The sequence below is a fragment of the Ciceribacter thiooxidans genome, assembly GCF_014126615.1.
Classification (GTDB): Bacteria; Pseudomonadota; Alphaproteobacteria; order Rhizobiales; family Rhizobiaceae; genus Allorhizobium; species Allorhizobium thiooxidans.
This window is the reverse complement of the sequence record NZ_CP059896.1, coordinates 2305780-2319704: the sequence shown is the minus strand read 5'-3', so window position 1 is coordinate 2319704 and position 13925 is coordinate 2305780. Positions and strand designations below refer to the sequence as shown.

General features: G+C 65.1%; 14 protein-coding genes. 6 read left to right on the top strand and 8 right to left on the bottom strand.

What is annotated here, in order from left to right:
* Window positions 1-14: 14 nt before the first annotated feature.
* The 5 genes from H4I97_RS11260 to H4I97_RS11240 all read right to left on the bottom strand — a co-directional run bounded on the left by H4I97_RS11260 (window position 15) and on the right by H4I97_RS11240 (window position 4374).
* A complete protein-coding gene (locus tag H4I97_RS11260) occupies window positions 15-1310 on the bottom strand; it encodes an Hsp70 family protein (RefSeq protein WP_182304754.1) in 1296 nt (431 codons plus the stop codon).
* A gap of 150 nt (window positions 1311-1460) precedes the next feature.
* Entirely contained in the window at window positions 1461-1655 is a 195-nt protein-coding gene (locus tag H4I97_RS11255; protein ID WP_182307615.1) for a hypothetical protein, read from the bottom strand.
* 124 nt (window positions 1656-1779) lie between these two features.
* Window positions 1780-1983 carry a hypothetical protein gene (locus H4I97_RS11250; protein WP_182304753.1) on the bottom strand — a complete coding sequence of 68 codons (204 nt, stop codon included), beginning with the start codon at window positions 1981-1983 and terminating at the stop codon, window positions 1780-1782.
* A gap of 131 nt (window positions 1984-2114) precedes the next feature.
* Window positions 2115-2900 carry an SDR family oxidoreductase gene (locus tag H4I97_RS11245; RefSeq protein WP_182304752.1) on the bottom strand — a complete coding sequence of 262 codons (786 nt, stop codon included), beginning with the start codon at window positions 2898-2900 and terminating at the stop codon, window positions 2115-2117.
* Between the two features lie 73 nt (window positions 2901-2973).
* Window positions 2974-4374 (bottom strand): FAD-binding oxidoreductase, encoded by a 1401-nt coding sequence (locus tag H4I97_RS11240; RefSeq protein WP_182304751.1) that lies wholly within the window; start codon window positions 4372-4374, stop codon window positions 2974-2976.
* Window positions 4375-4674: 300 nt separating this feature from the next.
* Here H4I97_RS11240 and H4I97_RS11235 point away from each other — a divergent pair, with 300 nt between their 5' ends.
* The 4 genes from H4I97_RS11235 (at window position 4675) to H4I97_RS11220 (ending at window position 10037) form a co-directional block, all read left to right on the top strand.
* Window positions 4675-5700, top strand: coding sequence for a magnesium transporter CorA family protein (locus H4I97_RS11235; protein WP_182304750.1), 1026 nt, complete (start codon window positions 4675-4677; stop codon window positions 5698-5700).
* 232 nt (window positions 5701-5932) lie between these two features.
* Window positions 5933-7591: an electron transfer flavoprotein-ubiquinone oxidoreductase gene (locus tag H4I97_RS11230; protein ID WP_182304749.1), complete on the top strand. Its 1659-nt coding sequence runs from the start codon at window positions 5933-5935 to the stop codon at window positions 7589-7591.
* 217 nt (window positions 7592-7808) lie between these two features.
* Window positions 7809-8837: a serine hydrolase domain-containing protein gene (locus tag H4I97_RS11225; protein WP_182304748.1), complete on the top strand. Its 1029-nt coding sequence runs from the start codon at window positions 7809-7811 to the stop codon at window positions 8835-8837.
* Between the two features lie 99 nt (window positions 8838-8936).
* Entirely contained in the window at window positions 8937-10037 is a 1101-nt protein-coding gene (locus tag H4I97_RS11220) for a branched-chain amino acid aminotransferase (RefSeq protein ID WP_182307614.1), read from the top strand.
* 71 nt (window positions 10038-10108) lie between these two features.
* Here the strand turns inward: H4I97_RS11220 and H4I97_RS11215 are convergent, their stop codons facing one another.
* Window positions 10109-10459 carry a DUF2200 domain-containing protein gene (locus H4I97_RS11215; RefSeq protein WP_182304747.1) on the bottom strand — a complete coding sequence of 117 codons (351 nt, stop codon included), beginning with the start codon at window positions 10457-10459 and terminating at the stop codon, window positions 10109-10111.
* Between the two features lie 226 nt (window positions 10460-10685).
* Here H4I97_RS11215 and H4I97_RS11210 point away from each other — a divergent pair, with 226 nt between their 5' ends.
* Window positions 10686-11174: an EF-hand domain-containing protein gene (locus tag H4I97_RS11210; protein ID WP_182304746.1), complete on the top strand. Its 489-nt coding sequence runs from the start codon at window positions 10686-10688 to the stop codon at window positions 11172-11174.
* A 194-nt stretch (window positions 11175-11368) separates the two neighbouring features.
* Here the strand turns inward: H4I97_RS11210 and H4I97_RS11205 are convergent, their stop codons facing one another.
* Entirely contained in the window at window positions 11369-12181 is an 813-nt protein-coding gene (locus tag H4I97_RS11205; protein ID WP_182304745.1) for a class I SAM-dependent methyltransferase, read from the bottom strand.
* A 173-nt stretch (window positions 12182-12354) separates the two neighbouring features.
* Window positions 12355-13260 (bottom strand): DMT family transporter, encoded by a 906-nt coding sequence (locus H4I97_RS11200; protein ID WP_182304744.1) that lies wholly within the window; start codon window positions 13258-13260, stop codon window positions 12355-12357.
* A gap of 137 nt (window positions 13261-13397) precedes the next feature.
* Between H4I97_RS11200 and H4I97_RS11195 the strand changes: the two genes are divergently transcribed.
* On the top strand, window positions 13398-13874 hold the full coding sequence (locus H4I97_RS11195) for an Lrp/AsnC family transcriptional regulator (RefSeq protein WP_182304743.1): 477 nt from the start codon (window positions 13398-13400) through the stop codon (window positions 13872-13874).
* The last annotated feature ends 51 nt before the right edge of the window (window positions 13875-13925 follow it).

The window sequence follows — 13925 nt, the reverse complement described above, 5'->3', positions numbered from 1 at the left end:
AGGGGAGGGTGCCCTCAAGCCACCCATTGCGTGATGTCGTCGCGCTCGCCGATTAGTGCGAGACCGTGGGCGATGGAGACGAGTTCGCCGCCGGTTTCGATGCGGGCGGCGTCGAAGCGTTCGGTGAAGATGCGCCGGACCGCGGGGACGAAGGAGGTGCCGCCGGTCAGGAACACCTTGTCGATTTCGGAGGCGACCGTGCCGGTCGAGGTGAGAACGTCGTCGAGTGCGCCCTCGATGCGGGCGAGGTCGTCGGCGATCCAGCTTTCGAAATCGGCGCGGCGCACGGTCTTTCGGCCGGCGGTGCCGAGCGGGGCGAAATGGAAATCGGCCTCCTCGGCGGAAGAGAGCGCCATCTTGGTCGCCGAGACCGCCTGGTAGAGCGGGTAGCCCTCGTCATGCTCGACGAGGTCGATGAAGAGCTCGAGCTTTTCCGGCTCCAGCGCCTGGCGGACGAGGCCCTTCAGGTCGACATATTCGCGCGAGGTCTTGAAGACCGAGAGCTGGTTCCAGCGGGAAAAGCTGGTGTAATAATTGCTCGGCACGTCGAGCACCTTGCCGAAGCTCGAAAACCGGCTGCCCTTGCCGATCTCGGGTGCGACGAGGTGGTCGATGATGCGGGCGTCGAACTGGTCGCCGGCAATGCCAACGCCGGAATGGCCGACGGGGCGCGCGGTGACGCGCCCGCCCGATGTCTCGAAGCGGATCAGCGAATAGTCGGTGGTGCCGCCGCCGAAGTCCGCGACCAGCACCGTCGCGTCATGGGTGAGGTGCTGGGCGAAATAGAAAGCCGCTGCCACCGGCTCGTAGACATAGTGGATCTCGGGAAAGCCAAGGCGGGTCAGCGCTTCGTTGTAGCGAGTGACGGCAAGCGCCGGGTCGGCGCTGGCGCCGGCGAAGTGCACGGGGCGACCGACGACGAGGCGCTTCGCCGCCTGCGGCCAGCCGTCGCCGGCATAGGCTTCGAGCCGCTTCAGGAAGACCTCCATCAGGTCCTCGAACTGGAAGCGGCGGGCGTGGATCAGCGTGCCCTGGAAGAGCGCCGAGGCGGCAAACGTCTTGATCGACTGCAGGAACCGGCATTCGCCCGGATTGTCGATGAAGGCGCGAATCGCCGCCTGTCCGGCCTCGACCTTCAGCGCTTTGGCGCCGAGCGCCTTGTCCTTCATGAAGGAAAGCGCGGTGCGCATCGTGTCCGCCGTGCCGGCGGACGAGGTGAAGGCAACCGAATGGGTGGTCGCCGCAGCATCGTCGGCAACCGCCAGAACCGTGTTCGTCGTGCCGAAATCAAGACCCAGCGCTTCAGCCATGGCCGCCGCTCCCAAACCGTTCGTGTGATGCTTGAACCGGGCGAAGCGCCCGAACGCGAAACGGGGCGTCGTCAGCGCGCGCCCCGCAATGGAGGGCGCCTATTGCCACGAAGGGGAGGGGGAAGGCAAGGGTGGAAAACGGATTTGGTATTAGCGCGCAGTGCGCCGCGCGATGGCGATCAGCACGAGACCGACGAGGGCGAGGCCAGCGCCATAGGCGATCCACGGGCTCTGGTCGATCATGAAGCTGGAGGCGGGATAGGGGAAATAGCCGCTGCCCTGGCCGATCCAGACGAGTCCCATTAGCAAGGCGATCACGCCGACCAGGGTAAGTGTCCGTCGCATCGACATGGCATCCGTCTCCCGACAAAGGCGCCGACCGGCGATCGTGCGCGTCACTGCTCGCTGAGGCGCCCTAAAATGTGCCCCGCCTCCCGGTCCGCTGGAAGACGAGGCGAAAGGCGGGCGTTCAGCGCAGGAAGCGCCGCGAGCTCCAGAGCACGATCAGGCCGAAGACGGCGACGAGAGAGCCGTTCGTGGTCCAGACGCTCTGTTTGGTAATGAAGTCGGTGGCCGGCAGATGGATCGTGCCCATCCCATGCGCCACCCACGCAAGGCCGACGGCGATGATCAGCAATCCTGCGACCGTCAGTGTTGTGCGAACCTGTTCCAAATTTTCCTCCCATGGAACGATTTGTCGCACCTACTATAGCGCAAGTCCTATGTGGCGCCAGCGCTTTTTGCGACAATCGGTCGCAGCCCTCTCCACGCGGAAAAGTGCCGGAAACGCGGGGCGCGGGAAGCTCAGATCGAGCGGGCCGCACCGCCGTCGACGCGCAGCATCGTGCCGGTGACGTAGCTTGCCGGGACCGAGCAGAGGAAGGCGGCGGCGGCCGCGAACTCCTCGACGCGACCGAGTCGGCCGGCGGGGATCGTCTTCACGGAGGCGGCGCGCACGTCCTCGATCGTCCGGCCGGAGCGGGTCGCATTGGCGCCGTCGAGTTCGTCGATGCGGTCGGTGTGGATACGGCCGGGCAACAGCATGTTGGCGGTGACGCCGAAGCCTGCGACTTCCGTCGCGAGCGTCTTGTTCCAGCCGACCAGCGCGCTGCGCAGCGTGTTGGAGAGCGCGAGGTTGGGGATCGGCTCGAAGACGCCCGACGAGGCGACGGTCAGGATGCGGCCGAAACCCTGCGCCTTCATCTGCGGCAGCAGCGCATTGGTGAGCGTAATCACCCGCAGCACCATGGACTGGAAGAAGCCGTCGAGCTTTTCCGCTGTCATCTCTTCCGCCGTGCCGGGCGTCGGGCCGCCGGTGTTGTTGATCAGGATGTCGATGCCGCCGAGCTTTGCCGCGACCGCCTCCACCATCGCCGGGACGAAGCCGGCATCGGTCAGGTCGGCGGCGACATAATCGGCCTTGCCGCCTTCGGCCTCGATTGCCGCGACATTGGCGGCGAGCCTGTCGGCACTGCGCCCGCAGAGCAGCACATGCGCGCCTTCGGCGGCGAGCGCCCGGGCGATGCCGAGCCCGAGCCCGCGCGAGGAGGCGAGAACGAGCGCACGCTTACCCGAAATGCCGAAATCCATCCTTGTCTTCCTTCCATGCTGATTTGCGTTTCGGCAAACTAGCAAGGGGGCAGAGTGAGGGGAAGGGCTGCCGTCAGAACGGCACCTTGCCGCGGTTGAACAGGCCCTTCGGGTCGATCGCTCGTTTGATCGTGCGGGCGAGTGCCTGTTTCTCCGGCGCGGCGAAGGCCTCGTAGGCGTGGCGCTTCTCCCGCCCGACGCCGTGCTCGGCGGAAAACGAGCCGCCGGCCTCGCGGATGCCGGTATAGACGGCAGCCTCGACGGCGCGCTGTTCGGCCTCCGGCAGTGGGCCGGGCTTGATGAGGGTGATGTGCAGGTTGCCGTCCGCGACGTGGCCGTAGACATAGGCCGCGTAGGTGCTGTCGATCGCTTCGAGCCGCGCGGCAAGCCCCTCGACATAGGCGTCGAGGAAGGTCGGCGGCACGGAGATGTCGAAGGAGGCGGCATCCGGGATCGCCGTATAATAGAAGCCGGAATCCTCCCGGATGTCCCAGAACTTTCGCGCCTGGTCGAGCGACTGGGCGACGATGCCGCCCCTGAGTGCCACCGGTTCCCAGAGGGCTTCGAGGCCTTCTTCCAGCGCCGCCGTCGCAGCCTCCACGGTTTCCGCCGACAGCTCGATGAGAAGCGCCGCAGCATCGTCCTCCAGCCAGGAGAGATCGAAGGTTTTCAGGGCGGCATGGTCGCGGATGTAGCGCGGCCACATCATTTCGGCGGCCTCCAGCGTCACGCCGGCAAGGCTGCGAAAATAGCGGATGACGGCGAGTGCTGCGGCGGCATCGGCGACGCCGAGGAAGGCGGTCGCCCGGTGGGCGCGCAAGGGTTCGAGCTTCAGCACCACCTTCGTCACGAAGCCGAAGGCGCCTTCGCCGCCGATGAACAGATGCTTCAGGTCCGGGCCGGCGGAGACCTTCACCACCCGGGTCATGTCGTGGAAGACCTCGCCCGAGGGAAGGATCGCTTCCAGCCCGAGCACCTGGTGGCGCATGACGCCGTTGCGGAAGGCGAGAATGCCGCCGGCATTGGTGGAGACCATGCCGCCGACGGTCGCCGAACCGCGGGAGCCGAGGTCGATGCCGGTCGTCAGCCCGTGGCGGGCCGCCGCCTGCTGCAGCGCTTCGAGCGCCACGCCCGCCTCCACCTCCGCGGTCATTTCGTCCGGGTGAATGGAGAGGATGCGGTTCAGCCGGGCCGAGGAGAGGATGACCTCGCCCTGATGGCTCACATTGCCGCCGACAAGGCCGGTGAGCCCGCCCTGCGGCACGACGGCGACGCCGTTTTCCGCGCACCAGTGCACCAGCGCCGCGGCGGCTGCCGTCGAGCCGGGCTGCGCCAGGACGCCACCGGCGAAATTATCCGGATGCTCGCCCGGATGGCGGCCTGCAAGTTCCGCAGGCCCGAAAACGGCAAGCTCCGGATGGAGGCCGCGCAGGCGGTCGAGGAGCTCGGCGGGCGAAAAGCGGGCGGCGGTCATGGGCGATCCGGAGGTTTCTTCAAAGGGACGGAAGGCGTCGCCGAGCCATGCACGGGCCGGTGTCTCTTGGCAAGCCGCGGCGGGTCCCTTCCGTTTCGTTGCACTGCGGAAAATACCGGGTTGACGCGGCGGCGTTTCAGGCCCATCTGGTGGCCGTCGCGACGAAAGTCGCTCCACCCGAGGACACTCCAAATGGACCCTGACAGTCGAAGATCGAACACGTTCTGCCGTTCCGTCCGGTAGGGGCCCGACCTTCGTGTCCGCTCCGGACGGCAATAAAAAGCCCGAAGGAGCATATCCATGCTGCGCATCTATTTCCGCGAAGCAGAGCGCCTCGTTCTGCGTGACAAATCCGAAGAAACCGTCACCGAAAACACCGCCACTGAAGTCACCACCGCCGCTGAGGCCGTCGCACCGGTTCTCTGGTATGACCTCGTGAGCCCGACGCCGGCCGAAAGCCGGCATGTCGAGCAGGCACTCGGTCTGGAGATCCCGACCCGTGACGAGATGGAAGAGATCGAGCTTTCCGCCCGTCTCTACCAGGAGGACGGCGCGGAATTCATGACGCTGACGGCGCTCACCAATCTCGACGGCGACACGCCGGCGAAGACCCCGGTCACCTTCATACTCAAGGGCGAAACGCTGGTCACGGTGCGCTACGCCGACCCGAAGCCCTTCCTCGCCTTCGTGCACCGGGCGCTGCGCGTCAACGCCCAGGCCTATGTCTGCGGCGAGGAGGTGATGCTCGGCATCGTCGAGTCGATCGTCGACCGCATGGCGGACGTGCTGGAGCGGATCGGCAATGATATCGACGGCATTTCGCGGGAGGTCTTCCGCGGCAAGGCGACGCCCTCGACCAAGAAGACCAAGGACCTGCAGTCGCTGATCGAGCAGCTCGGCCAGAAGGGTGATTTCCTCGGCGGCGTGCGCGAGAGCCTCGTCAGCATTTCCCGCCTCGTCGCCTATCACGCGGCGCTCGAAAGCCCGCAGCGCCGGCCGAGCAAGGAAGTGCGCCAGCGCGTCAAGATGCTGCAGCGCGACGCTGTCTCGCTCGGCGACCACGCGACCTTCCTCTCCGGCAAGGTGAACTTCCTGCTCGATGCGACGCTCGGCCTCATCAACCTCGAGCAGAACCAGATCATCAAGATCTTCACCGTCGCGTCGGTCGTCTTCCTGCCGCCGACGCTGGTCGCCTCCGTCTACGGCATGAACTTCAACCTGATGCCCGAGCTGCAATGGCGTCTCGGCTACCCCTGGGCGATCCTGCTGATGCTGCTGTCGGCGGCACTTCCCTTCCTCTACTTCAAACGGCGCGGCTGGCTCTAGGCAGGCTTGCCCGAGGCGGGGACAGGCGGCGGCCGCGTGCCCGCGGCCCGGCTCGCCTCCCGCCTTTTCGCCGCCATCACATTGACGTGTACGTAAACGGCAGATATTCTGCCGCGGAATGATGCCGTGCCGAAATTTCGGGCCAGTCGCTGTCGCAAGCCGGCTCGACATCGGCCGCGGCTTTTGAGAGAAGGGGGCCTGAATGGGGATCAGGCCCGAGCGGAGAGAGACGATGAGCGAACAGGAACTGCCCGAGCGCGAGAGCATGGAATTCGACGTGGTGATCGTGGGGGCGGGGCCTGCCGGCCTCTCCGCGGCCATCCGCCTGAAACAGGTCAATCCGGAGCTGACCGTCGTCGTCCTCGAAAAGGGCGCGGAAGTCGGCGCGCACATCCTGTCCGGCGCCGTCGTCGATCCGATCGGCATCGACCGCCTGCTGCCCGACTGGCGGGAAGACGAAGGGCACCCGTTCAGGACGGAGGTCACCGACGACCAGTTCCTGTTCTTAGGACCTGCCGGCTCGATCCGCCTGCCGAACGCCTTCATGCCGCCGCTGATGAACAATCACGGCAACTACATCGTCTCTCTCGGCAATGTCTGTCGCTGGCTGGCGGCCAAGGCCGAGGAGCTCGGCGTCGAGATCTATCCGGGCTTTGCCGCGACCGAAGTGCTCTACAACGACGCGGGCGCCGTGATCGGGGTCGCGACCGGCGACATGGGTATCGAGAAGAACGGTGAGCCGGGTCCGAACTACACCCGCGGCATGGAACTGCTCGGCAAGTACGTGCTGATCGGCGAGGGCGTGCGCGGTTCGCTCGCCAAGCAGCTCATTGCGAAATTCGACCTCCAGAAGGATCGCGAGCCGCAGAAGTTCGGCATTGGCCTCAAGGAACTCTGGCAGGTGAAGCCCGAGAACCACAAGCCCGGCCTCGTCCAGCACTCCTTCGGCTGGCCGCTCGACATGAAGACCGGCGGCGGCTCGTTCCTCTATCATCTCGAAGACAATCTCGTGGCGGTCGGCTTCGTCGTCCACCTGAACTACAAGAACCCCTATCTCTTCCCCTTCGAGGAGTTCCAGCGCTTCAAGACCCATCCGACGATTGCTCCGACCTTCGAGGGCGGCAAGCGGCTCTCCTACGGCGCCCGCGCGATCACCGAGGGCGGGTACCAGTCGGTGCCGAAGCTCTCCTTCCCCGGCGGCGCGCTGATCGGCTGTTCCGCCGGCTTCGTCAACGTCCCGCGCATCAAGGGGTCGCACAACGCCGTGCTCTCCGGCATGCTGGCGGCGGAGAAGATCGCTGAGGCGATTGCGAGCGGTCGCGCCAATGACGAAGTCGTAGAGATCGAGACCGAATGGCGCGCGACCGACATCGGCAAGGACCTGAAGCGGGTCCGCAACGTCAAGCCGCTGTGGTCGAAGTTCGGCACCGCGATCGGCGTAGCGCTCGGTGGCCTCGACATGTGGATCAACCAGATCTTCGGCTCGTCGCCCTTCACCCTGAAGCACGGCAAGACCGACGCGGCGAGCCTCGAGCCGGCCGCCAAGCACAAGCCGATCGCCTATCCGAAGCCGGACGGCGTTCTGACCTTCGACCGCCTCTCCTCGGTGTTCCTGTCGAACACCAATCACGAGGAAGACCAGCCGGTACACCTGCAGGTGAAGGACATCGCCCTGCAGAAGTCGTCGGAACTCGGCGTCTTTGCCGGTCCCTCGACCCGCTACTGTCCGGCCGGCGTTTATGAATGGGTCGAGAAGGACGGCGAGCAGGTCTACGTGATCAACGCGCAGAACTGCGTCCACTGCAAGACCTGCGACATCAAGGACCCGAACCAGAACATCAACTGGGTGCCCCCGCAGGGGGGCGAAGGTCCGGTCTATCCGAACATGTGATCGGGGCGGGGAGGAAGAATTTCCTTCCCGTGCACTCTAGTGGCAGTGAACCCGTCCGGCCTTGTTGTCCATATGGCAGCACTGGCCGGGTGGCGAACTCTTGCGGCAGCCGCCGCCGTGTGCCCACGCGACACTTGTCATTCCCATCGCCAGGATGGAGATTGTCGCTATCAAGACCTTCATCAACGTCCCCAGTCAATTAGGGCAATGGTCGCACATGGATGCAGACGGCGCAAATCTCTGGCAACCGGTTCTTTCCCGCATCCCCGCGCCCACGGCGATCTTCGCAACGGGCAGGGGGCTCGCGAAGCCTTTCGGTGTGGCCGCAGGACTTGCGGACCCGGTGGTGCAGAGGCCTTTCACAACGGAAACTCCGTTCCGTATCGCCAGCAATACCAAGACCTTCGTCGCCGCGACTGCCTTGCGGCTGTGGGAGCGGGGTCAACTCGATCTGGATGCGCCGGTCGCCGCTCTTCTGACACCGGCACTGACGGAACTCTTGCAGACTGCCGGCTACGGCACCGGCGAGATCACTGTTCGTCACCTCCTCAACCACAGCGCGGGCATCTTCGATCATACCGGCACGGAGCGCTTCAGCGACGTGATCCATCAAGCACAGGACCATGTCTGGACGCGAGAGGACCAGGTGCGGCTCTCATGTGTTTCGTCCGGCCCGACGGCGTCACCGGGCGTCGAGTTCCGCTACTCCGACACCGGATATATACTGCTCGGCGACATCCTCGAGCGCGTGTCCTGCCGACCTCTTGCCGTTCTGGTGCGGCAGGAAATGCGCTTCGACGAATCGGGGATGACATCGACATGGTGGGAAAAGGAGGAGCCGGCGCCGGCTGGTATCGTGCCGCGTGCGTGCCAGTTCATCGGGAAAGAGGAGTTCACCGCCCTCGATGCGTCGGCCGATCTTTTCGGCGGAGGCGGACTCGTCATGAACGTCCGCGATCTCGCGGGCTTCATGGCACATCTTTTCGAGGCGCGAATCTTTCAGCGGCCGGAAACGCTTGCGGAAATGCTGTCCGCCGGGTCGCACAAGAGAGCGGAGGAGTATCGCCTCGGACTGTTCTCGCGCTTTGTCGGCGAGGTCGAGGTCTTCACCCATGCCGGCTTCTGGGGAACTCTGGCCTGCTACAGTCCAGACAGTGGCGTTGCCGTCGCGGGCTGCACTCTCGACAAGGCGTATTTCGGTGAGCTGGAACGGATCGTTGAAGAATTCCTGCTCGCTGTTGCCTGAACCTGTTGCAAGAGGCACTTGCAGAGGAGACGTTGCAGCGATAAGCGATAGATGAAAGGTCAGCAGTCCTGACCCAACGAGAACCGAGTGGCCGAGATCATGCAACAAGACGCTCTTACCTTCGCCATCAATCCGAACGCCAACCCGATGCCGGAGGCGGACCGCCTCAAGGCCTTCGAGAACCTCGGCTTCGGCACGCTCTTTTCCGACCACATGGCGGTCATCCGCTGGAGTGCCGACAAGGGCTGGCACTCGGCCGAAGTGACCGCGCGGGCGCCGTTCCCGCTCGATCCGGCCGCGGCCGTGCTGCATTACGCCCAGGAAATCTTCGAGGGCATGAAGGCCTACCGCGCCGCCGACGGCCGCGCCGTGCTCTTCCGCCCGGAGGAGAACGCCCGCCGCTTCAACGAATCTGCGCGCCGCATGGCGATGCCCGAACTGCCCGAGGCGCTGTTCCTCGAAGCGGTCGAGCAGCTCGTCCGCGCCGACGCCAGGTGGATCCCGGCGGCCGAGGGCAGCAGCCTCTATCTGCGTCCGTTCATGTTCGCCTCGGAAGCCTTTCTCGGTGTGCGCCCGTCGAAGGAATATATCTTCTGCGTCATCGCCTCGCCGGTCGGCCCCTATTTCAAGGGTGGCGCCAAGCCGGTCAGCATCTGGGTGTCGGAGCATTATACCCGTGCTGCCGCCGGCGGCACCGGTGCGGCCAAGTGCGGCGGCAACTATGCCGCCAGCCTGGTGGCACAGGCCGCCGCCTACGAGCACGGCTGCGACCAGGTCGTCTTCCTCGATGCCGCCGAGCATCGCTGGATCGAGGAACTGGGCGGCATGAACGTCTTCGTCGTGATGGCCGACGGCTCGCTCGTCACCCCGCCGCTCGGCGGCACGATCCTGCCCGGCATCACCCGCAAGTCGCTGATCGCGCTCGCCCGTGACCTCGGCTACACTGTGCGCGAAGAGCGCTACGCCTTCGAGGACTGGAAGGCGGACGTGGCGAGCGGCAAGGCGAAGGAAGCCTTTGCCTGCGGCACGGCGGCCGTCGTCGCCGCGATCGGCAAGGTCAAGTCGCCGGATGGCGAATTCGTCATCAATGCGGGCGAAACCGGCCCGGTGACGGCGAAGCTCCGCGATACGCTCGTCGGCATCCAGCGCGGCCAGACCAACGACGCGCACGGTTGGCTGAAGGTGCTCGAAGGCGTCTGATCTCCGACGCCGCGACCACGAAGAAATCGGAAAAGGCCTGTCCGTTGCGGACAGGCCCTTTTCAATAGGCCTTAGCTGCGCAGGATCTTCGCCATCGGCCTGCCCTTGGCGAGTTCGTCGATCAGCTTGTCGAGATAGCGGATATCCCGCATGGTCGGCTCCTCGATATGCTCCACGCGAACACCGCAGACAACGCCGGTGATCGAGCTCCGGGCGGGATTCATCCGCGGCGCCTGCGCAAGAAAATCCTCGAAACTGGTGTGCTTCGCGAGCTGATCGGCGAGCGCCACGGGGCTGTAGCCGGTCAGCCAGGCGATGATCTCATCGACCTCCGCTTTCGTCCCTCCCTTCCTTTCCGCTTTCGCGACGTAGAGGGGATAGACGCTGGCGAAGGCCGTCGAATAGATGCGATGCGTCGTCATTCGTCCTCCCCGGCGTTCCGCCTCTTCTACCCCAAGATAGGCGAGGAGGGAGCCGCGGCAAGTCTCAGGCCGCCCGCCGTCGGCGCTCCATTACGATTTCGTCATATTGATGCATATCAAGTTCCATATTTATTCATGAGCTACTGTAGCCGTGGCCGTGACGGCAAGCGAATGCCGGCGGCCGGCAATAATTCTAGCGTCGACAGGTATCGACAGGAGGTTGACCATGAAAGGCATTTTGGCTTCGGCACTCGCGCTTGCACTGACGTCCACTCTTTTGGCCAGCGCGGTAGAAGCGCAGCCCTTCTACGGTCGCGGCATGGGCTGGAATGGCGGCGGCATGATGATGAACAATCCCGGACGGGGGCGTTTCCCGATCATCGATACCGACGATAACGGCGTCATCAGCGCCGAGGAAGCCGCCTCTGCCGCCGATGAAGTCTTCGCCGCCATGGATGCCGACGACAACGGCGAGCTGACCATGGAAGAATACATGACCGTTCGCATGGGGCCGCAGGACGGCTGGAACAAGGCACGTCAGGAAGCGCGAGAAAAGCAGAAGGCAGACCGCTTCGGCACGCTCGACGCCGACAAGAACGGCACCGTCAGCCAGGCCGAGTTCATTGCCGGCGCCAAGGCCCACTTCGCCGCGGCGGACGCCGACAAGGATGGTTCCGTGACCCCGTGGGAATGGCGCAGCCAGCAATGGAACTGATGTTCGCCGCGAGCGGGTGACTGTTCGCAACGATCATATGAAGCCCGGTCGTCGGCAGGACGGCCGGGCTTTTTGCGTTTGCTCTCAGGCCTTGCGCGACAGGATGCCGGTCGAGCAGGCCAACGACGCACGGCTGGCCGAAAGCGCCCGGAGGCGCCTGATCCGCTTCGAGCCATGGTGGCCGACGCCGGAGATCAGGCGACTGCGGTAACCACATGGCCGCGAATGCGACCGCTGATCGGCCCGTCTCCGAACCGTCCGGCGATTGACGCGGCTACCTTTTCCGTGACGACGCGCAGCAGTTCGGCGTTGCGAGCCGTGATCTCGTTGCGGAATGGCGTGCCCTGGCAGTAGGCGATGGCGGCGTGCATCGCCGATGGCGCGGGGCTGCCGGTCTCTATCGTGGCGATTTCAACGTCGCTGAAGCCTGCCGCCTCGACATCCCGCCGGATGCGCTCGGTATCGAAGTAGCCATGCGGCGTTCGCGACATGAACACCGGCGGGTCGTCGGGAAAGACGTCGGCCAGCGTCTGTTCGACGATATGGGCGAATTCGTTGTCCTCGATCCGATCCCATGTGTTGAAGGCGTAAAGCCCGCCCGGCCGCAGGACGCGCCGTGCCTCCTTGTATCCGGCGACCCGGTCGGGAAAGAACATCACGCCGAACTGGCAGCAGACCGCATCGAACATACCGTCGTCGAACGGCAGGCTGAGCGCGTCGACCGGCTGCCAGCTCAGGCGTTCGTCCGGCGGTTGCCGGTCTTGCGCCTGCGCCAGCATCGGCGGGTTGAGGTCGGTGACGAGATAGCGTGCCTCGCTCGAAAGCAAAGGTGCAAGCGCCCGGGTGAGGGCACCGGTGCCCGCCGCCGTCTCCATGACCGACATGGGAGAGCGGGCGGCCACGCGCGCCGCCAGATCCTCGGCAAATTCCTCAAAGATCATCGGCACCATATACTGGTCATACAGTTCCGGTATGGCGCCGCTGAACGTCTTATCGCTAGTGTCCATAGGACTTCCTCCCTTCAATCAGGCGCGGGCCGGATTATACCGCCATTTCACGTCACCTGACAGCGGCAAGCTGCGACGCCATGCGCCGATCTTTGCGCGCGGGGAAAGAAGGTCGAAACGTCCGATCCATCAGGCGCCCATGATCGGGTCCGCTGCCACCTGAATGACGGCGCTTATCTGCGGCGCGAGAGGATGCCGGTCGAAAGTGCCACGCCGATGCCGGTGACGAGGGCGGCGATGATGTCGACGGGGCCGATCGTTTCGCCGAGAAGCAGCGCGCCGCCGAATGCCGCCATGACCGGGACGAGGGCGGCGAAGGCCGCGGCCGGCGTGCTGCCGAGAATACGCACCGCCGCACCGTAGGCGACGGTGGCGGCAAGGCCGGAGAGCAGGCCCTGTGCCACCACCTGGATGCCGAGAGCCTGAAACCCGATGCCGCTGAAGTCGACACCGACGGTGAAGGCGAGGCCGATGTGTATAAGGAAGGACCAGATGGCGATCAGCGCGCTGCCTTCGAGCGCCCCGAGGCCGGAACGCCGGAAGGCATGGGTGTAGACCGCCCAGAAGGTGGCGGCGACGGGCAGCAGCAGATAGCCCTGCCAGGCGATATGCTGGGCTTCGAGCAGGCTCGTAAGAAGAAGCGCGATGCCGAGCAGGATCGCACCGAGTCCGGCGAGCCTCAGCCGGTCCGGCCGTTCGCGAAAGACGACGATGCCGATCAGCGCGGTTGCGAGCGGCATGGCGCCGACGAGCAGCACGCCAGCGGCCGAGGCCGGCGCGAAGCGCAGGGCGAAAGCGGCGAGGTGGAAGAACGGCGCCCCCGATCCGCAAACCATCAGGAAAAGCACGAGTGGTGACACTCCACGGGGCATGAGCCCGGTCCGGAGCCAGACGGGGGCGAGCACGAGCGCGGGAACGCCGAAGCGGATCAGGCCGAGCTCGGTGGCGCCGATTGCCCCCTGCCGCCCGTGACGGGTGGCGATCACCCACACCGCCCAGATGACGACGGTCACGAGTGCCGCCGCATATCCCGATGCTTTCGACGGCACGGCTGCCTCCTGCAGGCTCGCGTGAACCATTGGCCCTTCTCCTCCCTCGATTTTGCTGTTCGCTGATATACTAGGGGTCAGAGCGTGGCATGTCCTTGCCATTTGCGGCCACTTGCGACATAGGGCTTGGCATTTTCCGCCACGAAGACGGCAAAGGCTTATCGGATATGCCAAATCTTGATGCATTTGATATGCGCATCCTGTCGGTCCTGCAGGAAGACGCCCGCGCGAGCAATGTCGACATCGCCGAACGGATCAATCTTTCCCCGACCCCGTGTCTCAGGCGCATCCGCAATCTCGAGAAGGACGGCGTGATCCGCGGCTACCGGGCGGAGATCGACCGCAACAAGGTCGGGCTCGGCCTGACGGTGTTCGTGGAGATCAAGGTCGGCCAGCACAACCGTGCGAGTTCGGATCGGCTGCAGGAGGCGTTGCTCGCCGTGCCGGAGGTCGCCTCCTGCCACCTCATCTCGGGCGAGGCGGATTTCCTCGCCGAGGTGGTGGTCGCCGACCTCGCGGCCTACGAGACGCTTCTCACCGAGACGCTGCTCGACCTGCCGGGCGTTACCGACATCCGCTCGAACTTCGCCATCCGGACGGTGAAGACGGGCGGGCCGCTGAAGCTTCCGCCGCCGCAGTCGTAAACGCCGTTCCGCCACGCGGGACCGGCTTTAAGTCTCCGTTAACCATAAATT

Excerpts from the sequence above, each read along its gene's own strand:
- H4I97_RS11240 (WP_182304751.1), bottom strand. The coding sequence starts at position 4,374 with ATGACCGCCGCCCGCTTTTCGCCCGCCGAGCTCCTCGACCGCCTGCGC.
- H4I97_RS11205 (WP_182304745.1), bottom strand. The coding sequence starts at position 12,181 with ATGGACACTAGCGATAAGACGTTCAGCGGCGCCATACCGGAACTGTAT.
- H4I97_RS11235 (WP_182304750.1), top strand. The coding sequence starts at position 4,675 with ATGCTGCGCATCTATTTCCGCGAAGCAGAGCGCCTCGTTCTGCGTGAC.
- H4I97_RS11210 (WP_182304746.1), top strand. The coding sequence starts at position 10,686 with ATGAAAGGCATTTTGGCTTCGGCACTCGCGCTTGCACTGACGTCCACT.
- H4I97_RS11230 (WP_182304749.1), top strand. The coding sequence starts at position 5,933 with ATGAGCGAACAGGAACTGCCCGAGCGCGAGAGCATGGAATTCGACGTG.
- H4I97_RS11260 (WP_182304754.1), bottom strand. The coding sequence starts at position 1,310 with ATGGCTGAAGCGCTGGGTCTTGATTTCGGCACGACGAACACGGTTCTG.
- H4I97_RS11225 (WP_182304748.1), top strand. The coding sequence starts at position 7,809 with ATGGATGCAGACGGCGCAAATCTCTGGCAACCGGTTCTTTCCCGCATC.
- H4I97_RS11220 (WP_182307614.1), top strand. The coding sequence starts at position 8,937 with ATGCAACAAGACGCTCTTACCTTCGCCATCAATCCGAACGCCAACCCG.
- H4I97_RS11200 (WP_182304744.1), bottom strand. The coding sequence starts at position 13,260 with ATGGTTCACGCGAGCCTGCAGGAGGCAGCCGTGCCGTCGAAAGCATCG.
- H4I97_RS11215 (WP_182304747.1), bottom strand. The coding sequence starts at position 10,459 with ATGACGACGCATCGCATCTATTCGACGGCCTTCGCCAGCGTCTATCCC.
- H4I97_RS11245 (WP_182304752.1), bottom strand. The coding sequence starts at position 2,900 with ATGGATTTCGGCATTTCGGGTAAGCGTGCGCTCGTTCTCGCCTCCTCG.
- H4I97_RS11195 (WP_182304743.1), top strand. The coding sequence starts at position 13,398 with ATGCCAAATCTTGATGCATTTGATATGCGCATCCTGTCGGTCCTGCAG.
- H4I97_RS11255 (WP_182307615.1), bottom strand. The coding sequence starts at position 1,655 with ATGCGACGGACACTTACCCTGGTCGGCGTGATCGCCTTGCTAATGGGA.